Genomic DNA, 16,128 nt, shown 5'->3' on the forward strand with positions numbered 1-16,128 from the left:
CAGCTGGTGTGGCCTGCCATTGCCGCTATTGCGGCCGGGTATCTCGGCCTGCAGGTGCTCTCGGCGGCGGGTTTCTACCTGCAATCCCTGCGCTTTAACCGCATCGCCCAGGCAGTGGTGCAAACCTTGCGCGAGCAGGTGTTTGCCACCGCCATCCGGCTGCCGGCCCGCTATTTTGACAAACATCGCTCGGGCTCGCTCATCTCCCGCATCACCAACGACACGGAGGCGATCATGAACCTCTATGTGCAGGTGATTGGCCTGCTGGTGCAAAAGGTGGTGCTGCTGTGCGGCATCCTCATCTCCATGGCCCTGCTGGATATGCGGCTGATGCTGGTGTGCGCCTTCCTGTTACCGGCAGTGGCCGCTGTGATGTGGCTCTACCAGAAACTGAGTGTGCCCGTGGTGCGAACGACCCGCAGCTTGCTGTCCGAGATCAACAGTCGCCTCAACGAGTCGCTGCAGGGGATGCCGGTTATCCAGGCAATGGTGCAGGAGCGCCACTTCGCCAACGCCTTTGCCGAGGTGAATCAGCAGCACTGGTCGGCGCGGCTCAAGGGCCTCAAGATCAACGGTATTCTGCTGCGCCCTCTCATCGACTTGTTCTACATGATGGTGCTGATAGGCTTGCTCGCCTTGTTTGCTCACGAAGGATTGAACGCGGGCGGCGCTATCCAGGTGGGGGTGCTCTACGCCTTCATCAGCTATTTGGGTCGCATGATTGAGCCGCTGATCGAGATGACCAACCAGCTCAACCAGTTGCAACAGGCCATGGTGGCCGGGGAGCGGGTATTTGCCCTGCTTGACGAGCCCCGCGAGAGCACGGAGGGCGAGATCCAGTCCCTGCAGGGGCGGGTCAGCTTTGACAAGGTGACCTTCTCCTACGATGGTCAGCAACAGGTGCTGCGCGAGGTCAGCTTTGCCGTGCACCCCGGGCAGATGCTGGCGCTGGTGGGCCACACCGGCAGTGGCAAGTCCACCATCATCAGCCTGTTGATGGGTTTCTACCCGCTGGATCAGGGCACCATTCGTTTCGATGATCGCCCCATGGACACCTTGTCGCTGGCGGCGGTGCGGCGCAGCATAGGTCTGGTGCAGCAGGATCCCTTTATCTTCGTTGGGACTTTGGCGGAAAACCTGCGTCTGGGCCGTGACGGCCTCGATGAGGCGCGGCTCTGGCAGGCGCTGACCGAGGTACAGCTGGCCGATTTCGTGCTGAGTCTGCCAGATGGGCTGGACACCCTGATGGAGGAGGGGGGTAAGAACCTCTCCGCCGGTCAGCGCCAACTGCTCTCGTTTGCGCGTGCGCTGGTCGGCGATCCGCGCGTCCTCATTCTGGATGAGGCCACTGCCAGCGTGGACTCCCAGACCGAGCTGGCGCTCTCCCTGGCGCTCTCGGCGGCACGCCGTGGCCGCACCACCATTGCCATCGCCCACCGGCTCTCGACCATAGTCGATGCCGACGAGATCCTGCTGCTCTCCCGTGGCCAGGTAAGCGAGCGGGGTACTCATGGTGAGCTGATGGCGCAGGGAGGGCACTACGCCCAGCTGTTCGAGATGCAGAGCCAGGGGGCCTGGCTGGAAGAGAAGCGGGCCTGATGGCGAGGCCAGTCGTATAAAAGAGAGGTTGCCACAGGGTCACCTCTCTTTTTTGTGTTTGCCGACAAGCCGCAGAAGCGTGCTCGGCAACCTTGTAGAGCAGGGGGTTGCGTGGCAACATGCTGTTTACATTAACTCATCGGATCAGTTCGCATATGGACTTGCAACGTTTCAAAGCCAATATGGCGCTACGGCTCTTTGCCTGGCGTTATATTCCCGTCATCGGCTTTTGTGCCCCCGTTATCGAACGGATGGACGCCAAGGCGCTGTGCATTCGCATTCCCCTTGGTTGGCGTACCCGCAATCACCTGGGCAGCATGTATTTTGGTGCCCTGGCGACCGGCGCCGATCTGGTGGGCGGCCTGTTGGTGATGGAGAAGGGACGGTCGAGGGGCAAGAAGGTGCACTTCGCCTTCAAGGATGTGCAGGGGGAGTTTCTGAAGCGGCCCGAAGGGGACGTGCAGTTTGACTGCGCGGCGGGGGAGGAGATTGACGCCATGATCGACGAGTCGCTGGCGAGCGGTCAGCGCATCAATCGCCCCATCCAGGTGGTGGCCACCTGTCCGTCATTGAACGGAGATGAGGCGATGGCGCGCTTCGTGCTGACCCTGTCGATCAAGGCCAGCTGAATGCTAAAGGGCGCGTCGGCGCCCTTATTCAAGCCGGTATCAGAGGATCTCCGGGCTCACACCCGCTTTCACCACGACTTTCATGCCATTGAAGTTGACCACTTGCTCGGCCACTATCTTGCAGCGCTTGCGGGTTTCAATCTGGCCGTCCACTTCCACCAGTCCATCGGCGACAAGGGCCTTGGCCGCGCCGCCACAATCGGCCCAGCCCTGATGCTTGATAAGGTCACACAAGGCAACGAAGGGGTGGCCTTCGAGCAGAAACGTCTCCATGGGAAATCCTCTAGATGGATGAATGGCTGAAACAGCAGGGCGGTTATTCTAGGCAGTTCGGGCCGTCAATGAAAGGGCCAGGGCGTCTATCTTCAGGCAATGCCGGCGGTCAATGAGAGGGGATCCGCGTCAGGGCGAGCAGGCTAGGGAATAATGGCTGAGGAGAGCCGCCGTCATCAGGGCGGGATCTATAAAATTCAGCCCGGCGGGGCCGGGCTGAAGGAGGAGGCTGTGATCAGCACTTAGCCAAACTTCACCACCGCCTCGCCAGTCACGGCGAGGGCCCCGGCCGCTGTCACGATGCGGGTGGCCAGGGTGATGATGGGCTTGTCGGCCCGCAGAGCGATGATCTCCACCTCGGCCGTCACCTCATCCCCCACAAACACCGGTTGCTTGAAGGAGAGGCTCTGCCCCAGGTAGACGGTGCCCTTGCCCGGCAACTGCTGGCCCAGCAGCCCCGAGAAGAGGCTGGCCAGCAGCATGCCGTGTACAATGGGTCGCTCGAACGGCGTGGTGGCGGCAAAGGCCGAGTCCAGATGCAGGGGATTGAAATCCTCCGACAAGCCGGCGAAGGCCCCGACTTCTGCCGCGCCGAAGCGCTTGGTCAGGCTGGCTTTTTGCCCAATTTCAAAGGGGAGTAGGCTCATGCCGGCTCCGCCTCTGGACGCTTGGCAAAAACGGGGTTGAGCCGCACCTTGACGTAGCCGCCGGGGGCCGCTTCCAGTCCCTCGCTCGGGATGCGGGCGGGCACAGGCGTGGCCTCCTCCTCTCGCGCCTGGATGAAGGCGGCCATCTGTGGCCACCAGGATCCGCTCTGATGGGTGGCCTGCGCGAGCCAGGCGGCGGGTGTGTCACTGCTTGCATCGCTGTGCCAGAAACCGTACTTGTTGGCCGCTGGCGGATTGATGATGCCGGCGATGTGACCCGATTCGGCCAGGATGAAGCGCTGCTCGCCGCCAAACAGCTTCATGCCCTGCCAGGTGCCCTGCCAGGGGGCGATGTGATCGTCCATGGCCGAGACCAGCAGTACAGGGCTCTTCACCTTGGCGAGATCGATGCGGGTGTGGCGGATCTTGAGCTCCCCCTTCACCAGTTGATTTTCCAGATAGAGACGGCGCAGCAGGCTGCTGTGGGTCTTGCCCACCACGTTGGTGCTGTCGCTGTTCCAGTGCAGCAGATCGAATGCCACCGGGCTTTGACCCTTGAGGTAGCTGTCGATGTAGTAATTCCAGTAGAGGCTGTTCTCTCGCAGCAGGCTGAAGGAGACCGCCAGCTGGCGTCCATCCATGATGCCCTTGGCCTCATTTTGGGCCTCCAGTGCCGCTATGATGGGCTCGTGGATGAAGATGCCGATCTCCCCCGGCTGGGAGAAATCAAGCAGGGTGGTGAACAGGGTAGCAGAGCGTACCCGCTGCTTTTGGCGTCGCGCCGCCAGCCAGCCCATGGCGAGCGACAGGGCCGTGCCGCCGATGCAGTAACCGATACCGTGCACCTCACGTTCACCTGTGGCTGCTTCCACGCCGTCCAGGGCGGTGATCACTCCATCGACCACGTAGTCGTCGAGATCGATATTGGCCTGCTCTGTTCCCGGGTTGCGCCAGGAGATCATGAATACCGTCTGGCCCTGGGCGACCAGCCAGGCGACCAGAGAGTTCTGGGGGCGCATGTCCATGATGTAGTACTTGTTGATGAAGGGCGGCACTATCAGCACCGGCGTCCTGGCCACGGTTTCCGTGGTCGGGCTGTACTGGATAAGCTCGTAGAGCTCGGTGCGTTGCACCACCCGGCCTGGCGTCAACGCCAGATCCCGCCCCAGTTCGAAGGCGGACTCGTCGGTGAGGCGGATGTTGAGTTGATCGGCGCTGCGCTCCAGATCCTCGGTCAGCAGGGCCAGTCCGCGCACCAGATTCTGGCCGTTGGATGCCAGCGTGAGTCTGATCAGCTCGGGGTTGGTGGCCAGAAAATTGCTGGGTGCCATGGCATTGAGGTATTGGCGGGTAAAAAATCGCAGCCGTTCCCGGTTCTTCTGGGGCAACCCTTCCAGCGCATCTATCGACGCCAGCAGGTGCCTGGCAGTCAGCAGATAGGATTGCTTGAGGTAGTCATAAAGGGGCTGATCATGCCAGGCGTCGTCCTTGAAGCGGCGATCGCTGCGTTCCGGCGTGATCACCGGCTCGCTCTCCTGGCCTGCACTTTTCAGCAGGGTGTGCTGCATCAGCTTGAGCTGATCCTGCCACCAGTTCATCTGTGCGTTGATCAGTTGCCAGGGTTGCTGGCTGCCCTGCTCCAGTACCTGGCCGAGATCGTCCAGATTGGTCTGCAATAGCGCCTGCGCGGTACGCTCTGTCTGTGCCTTGGCCATGTCCAGCAGCTTGTCGTTATAGTGGGCCAGGGCCTCGAACAGCGGGCCGTAAGATGATTGGCTCATGTTCTCTCCTTCACCCACGCCCGTGGCAGGGCGAGCCTGTCGTGTCGGGTCATGGGGAGATGTGGCTGCCCGCACCGGGCAGCCGGGGGATATCAGGCCTTGCCCGTGCTCTTTTTGATGCCGTCGGCCGCCAGGGAATCCAGCTCTTCCTTGAACTGCAGACCCAGCGTATTGAGCTTCTGGATGTCATCCAGCATCTGGCGGGAGAGCTGGCTGGCGGTTTCCAGCTGCACTGTGCCGAGAGCCGCCAGGCTTTGGGCATCCTGCACCTTGCCAGCGGCTTGCAATTGGCTCAATCCCAGTTCGGCATAGGCATTGGCGGAGGCCAGCTGCAGCCGGGTCAGCTGTTCGATGTTGCTGGCCAGCAGCTGGTTATAACGGGTGAGGGGGGCAGCAAAGTCTTGCATCTGCTCGGTAAAGGTCTTGATTACGTCCATATTCATCGCGTGTCTCCGTGGTTGACAGAAGGGTATGGCAACAGGCCGACAGGCCCATTCTTCGGTTACATCCGTTCGACTACATCCTTAAGTCGTTACGTGTCGTTTGCTCTGTTCAAACGTACGTTTAGGTATTGTGTTACCAAATGAGGCTTGGTGTAAATAATATAAATGTTAATTTTTGCTTAAAACTTGACTCTGGTTTGTCCAGTTTGTGCGAATGAATTCAGACGGGGAGTGACGCAGCAGCGCTGGCCCGGCCTCGTTCCCGCACGCGAGTGCTGATAGGCTGGCCTCTCTCTGATTGTGAAGGAAAGCCCCGATGAAACCTGCCTATTTGCTGCTTGCCTGTGGCTCCCTTGCCCTGGGTGGTGTCGCCCATGCCAGCACACCCATCCAGGTCTCGCTGCCCGGTGTCAATCTGCCCGCCTCCCATCAGGTCGAAGGTGTCAGAGCCTCCTTTCTCTATGGCCGCACTGGTCAGGTGAAGGGGATAGACCTGCCCATCTTGGCCCTCTCCGACGTGGATCAGTTCAGCGGCCTGCAGCTTGGCGTTTTCCTCGGTGCCGGACGGGTGCGCCACCAGTTCAATGGGGTGGCCATCAACGCCGTCAACTGGCACGAGGGACAGGACAGGGGGATCAACTTTGGCTTCGTCAACCTGACCAACAATGTACAGGGCCTGAACTGGGGCGCCGTCAACATCGCCAAGGGCAATGCCCTGGCCAACGTGGGCTTCGTCAACTATGCCGAGCGCACCACCTTCCAGCTGGGGTTCATCAACGCCACCAAGCATCTGGACGGGTTGCAGATAGGCCTTGCCAACTACGCCGAGAACGGCATTTTCCCCATACTGCCGCTGATCAATTTCAAGAAATCCTTCTAAGGCGCGCGCCTGGCCTTGCTTTAGGGGACGCAGCCATTACCCTGTGCTCCATTGATAGTGCGCAGAGGTGACACGGGCATGACAATGGAACACATGGACGCCATCGGTATCGGCTGGGATGTGAGAGGCTGGCAGGGCAATGCCCAGGCGGTGGCCGTGGTGGGCTGGCAGGCGCGCGAGCAACGCCTGCACTGGTTTGGGGTGTCGCCCCTGTTCCGGCTTAGCTCGCGGGTGGCGCCGGATCTGGATGCCTTGCTGCGCCCGGCGCTGCAAGATGAGATGAACCTGATGCAGGTGTTGGCTTGCCCGCAGCTGGCGTTGGGGATCGATGCGCCGCTTGCGTTTCCACGCGCTCTGGGCGATCTGCTGGCGGGGAGGGCGACCGAGTGCGCCGTGCCGCAGCGGGAGATAGACAACCCTTATGCCTATCGCGACTGTGAGCGCTGGTTGCACCAGCAATATGGCAAGAAGCCCCTTTCTGCCACCTTCGACCGGCTTGGTAACAACGCCACCCTGGCGCTCGCCATGCTGCCCAGGCTGGCGGACTTGCAACTGGTACCCAGGCAGCAGCCAGAGGCCGATCGCGCCGTGCTGGAGGTCTATCCCGCCCTGGCCAAAGTGGGTGGCAAGGCCTCTGCGGTCAGGGCCGAGCTGCAACCTCATCTGCCTGCAGAGTTGGTGACGGGTACGGATCGCTACGATGCTGCGATCTGCGCCCTGATGGCGCTGCAATATGCTGCCAAGGGGAGTGTGTCTCTGTTGCCGACCCTGATACAGCCCCCCGCTGACATGGCACTGGATGAAGGCTGGGTTTATCACTTCGCGCGCCCTTGAGCAGAAGGTGGGCCTGATGGTGACAGCGGATTTTTCCCTCTTCCCACTCTGCGCCCGCCACGCCTGGCTGGCAGGTGCTGATATCAGCTGATTGCCCACGGGGACCTTATTTCCTCCCCTTCAGCACTGGCCCCGCGCTGTGCTGCTTTATTATGCTCATATGCCATCAAACAAAAGGCTGAAACCACCTCACAAAGCATAAACCGTGACCCTTATTCGATTCACATTTGGCAAGGCAGAAAGCCGCGGCGACTGTGCCTAAAGAGGCTGGTTGGGCAAATGGACCTTCCGTGGGCAGTTTTTAAGGCCAAATACGGCTTTGTGCTGCACAAAAGTGGAAGTTCAATATCTTCATCCGATATATTGCGCCTTTCCCCTGACTCTTCTCTGCGGTGATGTTGATGAAACGCATTCTCTCAATCCAGTCCCACGTGGTGTTTGGCTGTGCCGGTAACAGCGCTGCCGTGTTTCCCATGCGCCGTCTCGGCATGGAGGTGTGGCCCGTCAACACGGTGCAGTTCTCCAACCACACCCAATATGCGGCAGGCTGGCAGGGGATGGCGATGCCTGCCGGTCACATCAGTGCCCTGTGCAAGGGGCTGGGGGATATCGAGGTGCTGGGCCAGTGCGACGCCGTGCTGAGCGGCTATCTGGGCTCTGCCGAGCAGGGGGACGAGATCCTGACTGTGGTGGCTGCGGTCAAGGCCGCCAATCCTGATGCCATCTATTTCTGCGATCCCGTCATGGGACACCCGGAGAAAGGGTGCATAGTCGCCCCCGGCGTCACCCGTTTTCTCACCGAGCAGGCGCTGCCGGTGGCCGACATCATGGCCCCCAACTTGCTGGAGCTGGAGACACTGTGTGACACGCACCTGGCGGATCTGGTCCAGACGCGCGCTGCGGCGCATCAGCTGTTGGCCCGGGGGGTGAAGATGGTGCTGGTCAAGCATCTGGGCCGCGCCGCTCGCGAGCCGGGTCGCTTCGAGATGCTCTTGGCTACCCCGGATGGGGATTACCTGATCGCCCGTCCGCTCTATGAATTTGCCCGTCAGCCGGTGGGGGTGGGGGATCTCATCAGTGCCCTGATGCTGGCCAATCTGCAGGCGGGCTTTGATGCCGTGACGGCGTTTGAACGCACCAATGCGGCTGTGGACACTGTGCTGCTGCACACCTGGCAGGCACAGGCTTATGAGTTGCAGCTGATCACGGCGCAGGCGGCATTTGCCGAGCCCGTGATCACGGCACGGGCCGAGCGGCTGGCCTGATACGGGGTCCCTGTACGAACCCGGTGGCGTGATCATCCGGATAGTCCAGCTGGTGATTCCGCATGGGCCAGATGGCTATGTCAGTGCCAGGCCCAGGCCCAGCGGGGGAGGGATGCGTGACCAGCGGGCCCTGACTGTTTGCTATGAGCTCCCGGTGCTCTGGCCTGGTCCGGTCCCCTGGCTCTGTGCCACTACCTGATAGTGCTCCATCGTGGGGAAGGGCATCCCAGCAGGTCTGGCCTTGTCATTGTTGATCAGGGATGCGTTTTATCCATTGATCAATGGTTGGGATGGCGGGCCCGATAGCGCTCTGCCATGGCGTTGGCCGCGATCATGGCGCCGTAGACATCCTGCTCGTTCACGGCCATGGGCATGTTGCCCATGGTGTCGAGGGGATCGCAGGCAAGCGTCGCCACCTTGCGCCACTCGCTCTCGACAAAGCGGGTCAGCCCCATCTCCTGCAGTGTCATGGGCAGTCCGGCGACATGGATGATGCGCATCACCTCGTCGAGTTCGGCCTGGGGGGCGCGCTCCAGCACCAGCTGGGTCAGCAGACCGAAGACCACCTTCTCTCCGTGCTGGGCACGGTGCAGCTCGGGCACCACCGACATGCCGTTGTTGACCGCATGGGCCGCCGCCAGACCACCGGCCTCGGCGCCGACCCCGCTCAGGTAGATGGTGGCCTCGATGATCTGCTCCAGCGCCGGTGTGGTGGCATGATGGCGCACCGCGTCCATTGCCATCTCGATATTTTCCCCCAGCAGTTCATAGCAGAGTCGGGCCAGGCCAAGCCCGGTACGGGAGGGGCGCTTGCCCACCAGGTTGATACCATCGGCCCGATAACAGGCGCGGGCTTCGAAATAGGTGGCCAGCGCATCCCCCACGCCGGCGGCGAAGAAGCGGACAGGGGCCGCCGCTATGATGGCGGTGTCGGCGATCACCACGTCCGGGTTCTGGGGCAGGAACAGATAGCGCTCGAACTCACCCGCCTGATTGTAAATGACCGCCAGCGCGGTACAGGGGGCATCGGTGGAGGCGATGGTGGGGAACAGCACCACGGGGCGGCGCAGATAAAAGGCGACGGCCTTGGCCACGTCCAGGGTCTTGCCGCCGCCGATCCCGACGATCACGTTAGCGCCCTGCTGTTCGGCGAGATCGCAGAGGCGGCGGATTTCGATGTCGGTACATTCGTAGTTGAACTTCTCGACCGCACCCGTCAAGCCTGCTTGCAGCAGGCCGGCCAGCGCCTCTTCACGCACCCGTTCCAGGATGAACTCATCGCTGACGAGCAGGGCGTTGTCGCCAAAATCTTTCACATGATCATGGAGTTGGGGCAGAAGGTCATGACCGATGATGAATTTTTTTGGGGAGGTGACGGTACGAGGCAGAATAGGCATGCAGGATTCCTCAAGGCTGTGAGTGGTACCCGATTGGTATGCAAACGGGTCTTTCTTGCACACCATACGCCTCGTCCGCCATCAGGTGAAGGGAGAGTGGGACTCATCTCTCGATTAAATTAATCAAGGCGCCTGTTTGATGGTTTGCTTGGGCCAACGAGATACCGATGGCAAGCATGCACCCTCTCTGGGAGCAGGGCGCAAGGCCATCTTGGCAGGGGACACTCAGAGCGGCTTGTAGAAGAAGAGGGTGGCCGCCAGGGTGCCGTCGGCACTGCGGGCAAAGTCTGGGATCTGGCCAGCCTCCTGATAGCCCAGCTGGCGATAGAGGCGGGAAGCCACATCGCCGACCCGGGTATCGAGCACCAGCAGGGTACGCCCGGCGTCACGGGCTCCTTGCTCCAGGGCTGCCATCAGGGCGCGGCCGATCCCCTTGCCACGGGCGTGACTGTGTACCATCAGTTTTTCCACCTCTGCCCGGTGGCGGCCGTTGGCCTTGGTACAGAGCGCCAGTTGCACGGCGCCGACCAGCTGATGCTGCTCGAAGGCGACCCAGAGCCGACGGTGGCCTGCCGCCAGCTCCGTTTCGATCCCTTGCCAGTATCCCAGCCCCTGCTCTTCCGTCAGCGGCGGTAAAAATCCCACAGAGGCGCCGCTTGCCACGCTGTCTTGCAGCAGGGTGATGAGCGCAGGCTTGATGCCCAGGGTGGAATCAACCTCAACTATGTCCATCGAGAGTCCTTGTCAAACGTGGTCACGACAGCGGGCATGCGCCGCTGTGCGGCAAACAGAGATAAGGTATCCGTGTTTTACCGCATGACTGGTTAGCCTCGCCGTTTCTGACGCCGATTTCAAGCCGAAGGCCCCAGTTGGTTGCGCCGGATCACGCTTGCCTGCCTGCGCTATGCCTCAGCGAATGAGCCCCTGCTCTGCCAGCCAGGCAAACAGCAGGCGTGAGACGGGGGAGATCTCGGCCAGATGGCGGCTGTCCAACCAGCGCAGCTCGGCGATCTCGGCCGATGCAACAGGCGTACCGCTGGCCTCGCCGGTGTAACAGCGTAATCGGACTTGTACGCCTTCAGGCTTGCCATCGGCCTGGGCGCGGAACTCGCAGGCAAGGCGCAGGCTGTCGGCTTGCAGGGTCACGCTCAGCTCTTCCTCTATTTCCCGCACCAGCGCAGTTTCATCGCTCTCTCCCGTCTCGCGTTTGCCGCCGGGAATGTAGTAGATGGCCTTGCCATGGGAGCGGGCGCAGAGCAGTTGCTGATCCTGGAAGGTCAGCCAAGCGAGTTTGTCGATCATAAGGGCAGTCTCTTTGAGTCAAGGGTGAGGCTCTGCTCGCACAGGGTGCGATAGGAGCGGGTTTCGCGTTGTTCGGAGCAGAGGCCGAGCCGTGTGGCCAGTATCAACAACGGTTGGCGATAGTCGGGCAACAAGGCCTTGTCGTCGGTCATGATGGCCAGTTCGGCAACATCGCCGATCCCCTCGTGATGATCCCGGGTGACATGGACGCTCATCCTTTCTGTTGCAGGGTATGGATGGCGGCCAGCCTAGCAAAATTGATCGGCAGGCCCAAGGGGCAGCCATGCCGTCTGTGGAAACGATCTGTTTCTTGTCGCACGCGTTTCCCTGCGAACGCTTGCAGGGTTGAAGGTTGATCTGCCGGGAGTCTGCACGCTTGATCCATGACTGCTGTCAACTGGCTGTATGCCTCTGCTCAGCGACGCGCCAGCGGATGCCGAAAAGTTCGGGCTGGCGCACAGGATGGGGCGTCCGGGCTGGGCGAGGGCCAGCCACTGTGGTTTAATCCTTGCCACTTTCGTGGTAGCGGATCCCGTTGGGTGGGTCCTTTGGCAAGATGCAGGTGATCAGATGCAAGTGACAACAGAGAGCAAGTTTATCGGACTCGGGGTGGCGGGCAATTTCGCCGGTCATCTGGAGCAGGCAGGAGAAGCCTCGGATTTCGTGGCTGTGGTGGTACGTGACACCAGCGCCCCCAAGGCGCTGTTCCCTTTTTATGTGCCGGGCCATCCGGGCCAGCTCGGTGTATTCCCCCTGAGCGAGAAGGCGATCTTCTTGCCAGAGGCGGCGGTCAGCGGTGACGAGAAGGTGCAGATCGAGCCGGAAGTGGTGCTCTGGTGCGAGCTGGAATATGCGGGTACTCAGGTGGCGGCCATCCATCCCCGCGCCTTTGGTGCCTACAACGACTGCTCCATCCGTCGTCCCAATGCCAAAAAAATCAGCGAGAAGAAGAACTGGGGGGAAGAGAGCAAGGGGCTGGCGGCCAATCTGCTGCCACTTTCCCATTTCGCCGCCGGTTGCGAGCTCGATGACTATCGCATCGCCTGTTACCTTGAGCGTGACGGCGAGCTGCACGCTTATGGGGTAGACAGCGCTGCCGTCGATTACAGCTATTTTCATCAACAGCTGCTGGACTGGGCCATCGACAAGTTCAACCATCAGCAGGATGAGGGCCCGGCGGAGCATATCCAGGGGCTGCTGGCTCAGGCTGGCTACCCGTCCCATGCGCTCATCAGCATAGGGGCTACCCGTTATACCCCCTTTGGCGAGACCCACTTCCTCAAACCGGGCGACACCGCCTGCGTGCTGGTCTATCCGGCCAGCCGCTACGGCGAAAGTGACATCCGCGACGCCATTCGCAGCCGCCAGTTCGGGCCTGACGTGTCAGTCCTGCTGCAGGCGGTCAAGACCCGCTGATGCCACCTCCTTCCCCCGTGTCTGCGGGGGAAGACTCGCCCTCCTGCCATCCCGCTCCCCACGGTGGCCATCGTCTGGCAACAGGATTGCTATCAGGTGATGCGGTTGTCGGGGAAAGGGCGGGAGGCGGTCCACCGACGGTATGAACAGCTGGTTTTCCAGGTCGTTATCGAGCAGGGATTTGTCATCCAGCAAGCGGATGGCGGTGACACAGTCGAGACTCCTTGGTAAGGTTGTCCACCCCACATAACAAGAGTCATATCATGCAGATTGAACAAGCAAAGACGCGGGATCACCTGACCCTTATCGCCCTCTGGGAAGCCTCGGTGCGTGCCACTCACCATTTTCTGCCAGAGGCTGAGATTGATGCTCTCAAGCCACTGATCCTGGAGCACTATTTCGCCGCCGTCGATCTGGTCTGTGCCAGGGATGAGGCCGCTGGTATCGTCGGCTTTTGCGGTGTGCTCGATGGCAATATCGAGATGCTGTTTATCGCACCCGAGGCAAGAGGCTGTGGTATCGGGCGCCAGCTGGTGGCCCATGCCATCAGCTGCCAAGGGGCGATCCGGGTGGACGTCAACGAACAGAATGGGCAGGCACTCGGCTTCTACCAACGCATGGGCTTCGTCATGACGGGACGCTCGCCACTGGATGGCCAGGGCAAGCCCTATCCGCTGTTGCATATGGTGCTGGCATCCTGCTAAGTGATTTGGTTGAGGTTGGACCTGTACCTGACAGGCTTTGATTCAAGGAGGAAAAATGACCCCGATCCAGGAGGCGTTTCTGGATGCTTATCTGGCAACCCTCGATGTGGCGGAGCGAGCAGCTATCCCCCAGATAGTGGTCGAGCACTTCTGCGATGACGAGTTCAATGCCAATGAGTGTGCCCGTTTGATCAACGCGGGCATCAAGCGAGCTTCGTGCAGTCTGAAGGCGGGCTATGAGCAGGAGAACGAGTGCTTGCCCAAGGTCGGTCGTGTGAGTCTGGTGCTGAATTGGGCGCAAGAACCTGTGTGCATTATCAAGCTGACAGACGTGAGCATTTGCCCCTTTCACCTGGTCAGTCCCGAGTTTGCCGAGTCTGAAGGGGAGGGTGATGGCAGTTATGGCTGGTGGCGACAGGCTCATCTTGATTTTTTCAACCGCTATGCAGCCGGGATCGGTATCACTTTTACCGAGCAATCTGAGCTGGTACTGGAGCGCTTCGAAAAGGTCTTTCCGCGTGATCTATCCCGCCAATAAAAAACTGCCGAAAGGCTAATGCCAGTCAATTAAGCACTTTTATGACTGAATATTCGAAACTATTGAATAGTAGGGTCAGTGCCATGGTTAGAGCGTCAATTTGGCTGAAACCTTTGCCCTGACTGGTATCCAATAAAAAGAGGGAGGCATCATGCCTCCCTCACTCTGTAGCCCTTATAGCTCGCGGGTTGGGACTCAAACTCCCTTAACTGACTCGCATTACCGCCGAAAGGCGGTTTTTTTGTTTTTCAGTGCAGACCACTCACGGCTGGCCTTACTCCTCGTTGGAGTTGTCCTGATAGCTGTCGCGCTGGGCCCGGGGAAGGCGGCGCATCGGGGTGTGCCCTGCGTCTACGCCACCGCGATCCTTCTGGCGCGCCGGTGCCGGTTGCTTGCTGCCATCGGCTTTGGGTTTGCCGGCTCCCGGCTTGCCTTTGCCCTTGGCGGACGCCTTGGCATTGTGCTTGGCGTTGGCATGGCCGCGATCCCGCGGCGGGTTTTGTACCGGCTTGCTGCCTGGCAGGGTCTGGCGAGTCGGTTTGCCGCTCGGCTCATAACCTGCCTGGATCTCGCTCGGTATGGTGAGGCCGATCAGGGACTCGATGGCCTTGAGCTGATCCTGCTCATCCTGGCTGACCAGGGAGATGGCTTCGCCGCCCCGACCGGCACGGCCGGTACGACCGATGCGGTGGATATAATCCTCGGCCACCTGAGGCAGCTCGAAGTTGATCACATGGGGCAGCTGATCGATATCGAGACCGCGGGCGGCAATGTCGGTGGCGACCAGCACCCGCACCTTGCCTTCCCGAAAATCTGCCAGCGCCCGGTTGCGGGCACCCTGGCTCTTGTCACCGTGGATGGCGACGGTATTGAGGCCGTCTTTTTCCATCTGGTGGGCGAGGCGGTCGGCGATCTGTTTGGTGCGCACGAACACCAGTACCCGTTGCCAGTTATTGCGGCCGATCATGTGGGAGAGCAGCTCGCGCTTGCGCTCGCGGTCGACCTTGATGATGCGCTGGTTGACCTGCTCGGCTGTGGTGTTGCTCGGGCTCACCTCGATCAGGGTCGGGCTCTTTAGCAGATCGTCGGCCAGCTCCTTGATCTCGTTGGAGAAGGTGGCGGAGAACAGCAGCGTCTGCCGCTCTTCCGGCAGCGCCTTCATGATGCGGCGAATGTCGGTGATGAAGCCCATGTCGAGCATGCGATCCGCCTCATCGAGCACCAGCACTTCCAGCTCGGTCAGGGTGAGGGCGCGCTGGGTCAGCAGATCCAGCAGGCGACCCGGGGTTGCGACCAGGATGTCGACGCCGAGCTTGATGGCCTCCAGGTTGGGCTTGATGCTGACGCCACCGTAGGCGATCAGGGTGCGAAACGGCAGGTGATGGGCGTACTTGATGATGCTTTCGCCCACCTGGGCGGCCAGTTCACGGGTCGGGGTCAGCACCAGGGCACGTACCTGACGACGGCCACCGCGGCCATGGTTGGCCAGCAGACGGTGCAACATGGGCAGGGTGAAACCGGCCGTTTTACCTGTGCCTGTCTGGGCGCCGCCCAGCACATCCTGACCTGCCAGCACAGCCGGAATGGCTTGCTGCTGGATGGGGGTTGGCTGTTCGTAACCCAATTCCTTGACGGCCCGCAGAATGTGCGGTGACAGACCCAGTTCGTTAAATGACATGTTCGAGAGAGACTCCTGAGGTGAGCCTTGGGCTCAACGCGTGACAGACATGCGCTAACGCCTGGTCTGCCACAACATAAGGTGCAGCGGGCCACCTTGGCAGCCAGCCGCAACATAGAAAAGATAATGGGGGCGCAATATAGCAGATATGCGGCCTGCACGCAGTAGCCGTATTACTTGCCCGGGCAGCAGTGTGAGTCTGGTTCCGTGACGAGTCTCAGAGCAGTGCGCTTATCTCGTCCAGCAGGCTCTCTGGTTTGGTCTGGGGGGCGAAGCGCTCGACCACCTTGCCCTCGCGGTTGATGAGGAACTTGGTGAAGTTCCATTTGACGTTTTCCAGCCCCAGTAGCCCGGGTTTTTGCTGTTTCAGCCAGCGGTAAAAGGGGTGTGCGTGCTCGCCGTTGACCTCGCACTTGGCCATGATGGGGAAGCTCACCGGGTAATCCAGCGAGCAGAAGCGGGCGATGTCGTCCGCATCCCCCGGTTCCTGATGGCCGAACTGATCGCAGGGGAAGCCCAAGATCACCAGCCCTTTGGGTCCCAGCTGCTGGTAGAGCGCCTCCAACCCTGTGTATTGGGGGGTAAAACCGCAGCGACTGGCCACGTTGACCACCAGGATGACCTGGCCTTGCAGGGCGGTAAGTGAGAGCTCGGAGCCGTCGAGGTGTTGCAGGGTGAAGTCGGGCAAAGACATGGTGCACTCCTGGGGGAATAGGGCCCATTCAGGGCGGTTGTCATGCAC

General features: G+C 60.8%; 17 protein-coding genes and 1 pseudogene. 8 read left to right on the forward strand and 10 right to left on the reverse strand.

What is annotated here, in order from left to right; translation table 11 throughout:
* Together AAC083_RS12160 and AAC083_RS12165 are read left to right on the forward strand one after the other, a co-directional pair.
* Positions 1 to 1,599, forward strand: a 1,599-nt coding sequence (locus AAC083_RS12160; protein ID WP_108536736.1) for an ABC transporter transmembrane domain-containing protein, incomplete at its 5' end; no start/stop codon positions are given.
* Positions 1,600 to 1,754: 155 nt separating this feature from the next.
* Positions 1,755 to 2,228, forward strand: coding sequence for a DUF4442 domain-containing protein (locus AAC083_RS12165; protein ID WP_042034862.1), 474 nt, complete (start codon positions 1,755 to 1,757; stop codon positions 2,226 to 2,228).
* Between the two features lie 39 nt (positions 2,229 to 2,267).
* Here AAC083_RS12165 and ybcJ read toward each other — a convergent pair whose 3' ends face one another.
* The 4 genes from ybcJ to AAC083_RS12185 form a co-directional block, all read right to left on the reverse strand.
* The gene (ybcJ, locus tag AAC083_RS12170; protein ID WP_042034860.1) at positions 2,268 to 2,501 is read right to left on the reverse strand and encodes a ribosome-associated protein YbcJ; all 234 of its coding nucleotides are present in this window, start codon (positions 2,499 to 2,501) and stop codon (positions 2,268 to 2,270) included.
* A gap of 242 nt (positions 2,502 to 2,743) precedes the next feature.
* Positions 2,744 to 3,148, reverse strand: coding sequence for a MaoC family dehydratase (locus AAC083_RS12175; protein ID WP_108536737.1), 405 nt, complete (start codon positions 3,146 to 3,148; stop codon positions 2,744 to 2,746).
* Entirely contained in the window at positions 3,145 to 4,929 is a 1,785-nt protein-coding gene (locus AAC083_RS12180; RefSeq protein WP_108536738.1) for a class I poly(R)-hydroxyalkanoic acid synthase, read from the reverse strand. The genes AAC083_RS12175 and AAC083_RS12180 overlap by 4 nt, the downstream gene beginning before the upstream one ends.
* 92 nt (positions 4,930 to 5,021) lie before the next feature.
* The gene (locus AAC083_RS12185; protein ID WP_108536739.1) at positions 5,022 to 5,372 is read right to left on the reverse strand and encodes a phasin family protein; all 351 of its coding nucleotides are present in this window, start codon (positions 5,370 to 5,372) and stop codon (positions 5,022 to 5,024) included.
* Positions 5,373 to 5,688: 316 nt separating this feature from the next.
* Here AAC083_RS12185 and AAC083_RS12190 point away from each other — a divergent pair, with 316 nt between their 5' ends.
* The 3 genes from AAC083_RS12190 (at position 5,689) to pdxY (ending at position 8,351) form a co-directional block, all read left to right on the forward strand.
* Positions 5,689 to 6,252 (forward strand): VC2662 family protein, encoded by a 564-nt coding sequence (locus AAC083_RS12190; RefSeq protein WP_108536740.1) that lies wholly within the window; start codon positions 5,689 to 5,691, stop codon positions 6,250 to 6,252.
* 78 nt (positions 6,253 to 6,330) lie between these two features.
* Positions 6,331 to 7,086 (forward strand): DUF429 domain-containing protein, encoded by a 756-nt coding sequence (locus tag AAC083_RS12195; protein ID WP_108536741.1) that lies wholly within the window; start codon positions 6,331 to 6,333, stop codon positions 7,084 to 7,086.
* 401 nt (positions 7,087 to 7,487) lie between these two features.
* On the forward strand, positions 7,488 to 8,351 hold the full coding sequence (gene pdxY, locus AAC083_RS12200; RefSeq protein ID WP_108536742.1) for a pyridoxal kinase PdxY: 864 nt from the start codon (positions 7,488 to 7,490) through the stop codon (positions 8,349 to 8,351).
* 278 nt (positions 8,352 to 8,629) lie between these two features.
* Here pdxY and AAC083_RS12205 read toward each other — a convergent pair whose 3' ends face one another.
* The 4 genes and pseudogenes from AAC083_RS12205 to AAC083_RS12220 form a co-directional block, all read right to left on the reverse strand.
* Positions 8,630 to 9,748 carry a glycerol dehydrogenase gene (locus AAC083_RS12205; RefSeq protein WP_108536743.1) on the reverse strand — a complete coding sequence of 373 codons (1,119 nt, stop codon included), beginning with the start codon at positions 9,746 to 9,748 and terminating at the stop codon, positions 8,630 to 8,632.
* Positions 9,749 to 9,973: 225 nt separating this feature from the next.
* A complete protein-coding gene (locus AAC083_RS12210) occupies positions 9,974 to 10,480 on the reverse strand; it encodes a GNAT family N-acetyltransferase (RefSeq protein ID WP_108536744.1) in 507 nt (168 codons plus the stop codon).
* A gap of 177 nt (positions 10,481 to 10,657) precedes the next feature.
* On the reverse strand, positions 10,658 to 11,050 hold the full coding sequence (locus AAC083_RS12215) for an NUDIX hydrolase (protein ID WP_108536745.1): 393 nt from the start codon (positions 11,048 to 11,050) through the stop codon (positions 10,658 to 10,660).
* Positions 11,047 to 11,256, reverse strand: a pseudogene (locus AAC083_RS12220) (class IV adenylate cyclase); the annotation flags it as partial. The pseudogene AAC083_RS12220 and the gene AAC083_RS12215, both read right to left, overlap by 4 nt.
* Positions 11,257 to 11,620: 364 nt before the next feature.
* Here AAC083_RS12220 and AAC083_RS12225 point away from each other — a divergent pair.
* From AAC083_RS12225 to AAC083_RS12235, 3 genes are all read left to right on the forward strand, one after another.
* Positions 11,621 to 12,466 (forward strand): DUF5718 family protein, encoded by an 846-nt coding sequence (locus AAC083_RS12225; protein ID WP_108536746.1) that lies wholly within the window; start codon positions 11,621 to 11,623, stop codon positions 12,464 to 12,466.
* Positions 12,467 to 12,729: 263 nt separating this feature from the next.
* On the forward strand, positions 12,730 to 13,170 hold the full coding sequence (locus tag AAC083_RS12230) for an acetyltransferase (protein WP_108536747.1): 441 nt from the start codon (positions 12,730 to 12,732) through the stop codon (positions 13,168 to 13,170).
* Positions 13,171 to 13,225: 55 nt separating this feature from the next.
* A complete protein-coding gene (locus AAC083_RS12235) occupies positions 13,226 to 13,708 on the forward strand; it encodes an ASCH domain-containing protein (RefSeq protein ID WP_108536748.1) in 483 nt (160 codons plus the stop codon).
* Between the two features lie 274 nt (positions 13,709 to 13,982).
* On the opposite strand, the gene AAC083_RS12240 is transcribed toward AAC083_RS12235, so the two are convergent.
* Positions 13,983 to 15,386, reverse strand: a complete 1,404-nt coding sequence (locus AAC083_RS12240) for a DEAD/DEAH box helicase (RefSeq protein ID WP_108536749.1) — start codon at positions 15,384 to 15,386, stop codon at positions 13,983 to 13,985.
* Positions 15,387 to 15,603: 217 nt separating this feature from the next.
* Positions 15,604 to 16,080, reverse strand: a complete 477-nt coding sequence (locus AAC083_RS12245) for a glutathione peroxidase (RefSeq protein WP_108536750.1) — start codon at positions 16,078 to 16,080, stop codon at positions 15,604 to 15,606.
* Between the last annotated feature and the right edge of the window lie 48 nt (positions 16,081 to 16,128).

It is taken from the genome of Aeromonas sp. HMWF014 (genome assembly GCF_963878295.1).
GTDB classification, from domain to species: Bacteria; Pseudomonadota; Gammaproteobacteria; order Enterobacterales; family Aeromonadaceae; genus Aeromonas; species Aeromonas popoffii.

Coding starts and splice junctions, on each gene's coding strand:
- AAC083_RS12165 (WP_042034862.1), top strand. CDS start 1,755: ATGGACTTGCAACGTTTCAAAGCCAATATGGCGCTACGGCTCTTTGCC.
- ybcJ (WP_042034860.1), bottom strand. CDS start 2,501: ATGGAGACGTTTCTGCTCGAAGGCCACCCCTTCGTTGCCTTGTGTGAC.
- AAC083_RS12175 (WP_108536737.1), bottom strand. CDS start 3,148: ATGAGCCTACTCCCCTTTGAAATTGGGCAAAAAGCCAGCCTGACCAAG.
- AAC083_RS12180 (WP_108536738.1), bottom strand. CDS start 4,929: ATGAGCCAATCATCTTACGGCCCGCTGTTCGAGGCCCTGGCCCACTAT.
- AAC083_RS12185 (WP_108536739.1), bottom strand. CDS start 5,372: ATGAATATGGACGTAATCAAGACCTTTACCGAGCAGATGCAAGACTTT.
- AAC083_RS12190 (WP_108536740.1), top strand. CDS start 5,689: ATGAAACCTGCCTATTTGCTGCTTGCCTGTGGCTCCCTTGCCCTGGGT.
- AAC083_RS12195 (WP_108536741.1), top strand. CDS start 6,331: ATGACAATGGAACACATGGACGCCATCGGTATCGGCTGGGATGTGAGA.
- pdxY (WP_108536742.1), top strand. CDS start 7,488: ATGAAACGCATTCTCTCAATCCAGTCCCACGTGGTGTTTGGCTGTGCC.
- AAC083_RS12205 (WP_108536743.1), bottom strand. CDS start 9,748: ATGCCTATTCTGCCTCGTACCGTCACCTCCCCAAAAAAATTCATCATC.
- AAC083_RS12210 (WP_108536744.1), bottom strand. CDS start 10,480: ATGGACATAGTTGAGGTTGATTCCACCCTGGGCATCAAGCCTGCGCTC.
- AAC083_RS12215 (WP_108536745.1), bottom strand. CDS start 11,050: ATGATCGACAAACTCGCTTGGCTGACCTTCCAGGATCAGCAACTGCTC.
- AAC083_RS12225 (WP_108536746.1), top strand. CDS start 11,621: ATGCAAGTGACAACAGAGAGCAAGTTTATCGGACTCGGGGTGGCGGGC.
- AAC083_RS12230 (WP_108536747.1), top strand. CDS start 12,730: ATGCAGATTGAACAAGCAAAGACGCGGGATCACCTGACCCTTATCGCC.
- AAC083_RS12235 (WP_108536748.1), top strand. CDS start 13,226: ATGACCCCGATCCAGGAGGCGTTTCTGGATGCTTATCTGGCAACCCTC.
- AAC083_RS12240 (WP_108536749.1), bottom strand. CDS start 15,386: ATGTCATTTAACGAACTGGGTCTGTCACCGCACATTCTGCGGGCCGTC.
- AAC083_RS12245 (WP_108536750.1), bottom strand. CDS start 16,080: ATGTCTTTGCCCGACTTCACCCTGCAACACCTCGACGGCTCCGAGCTC.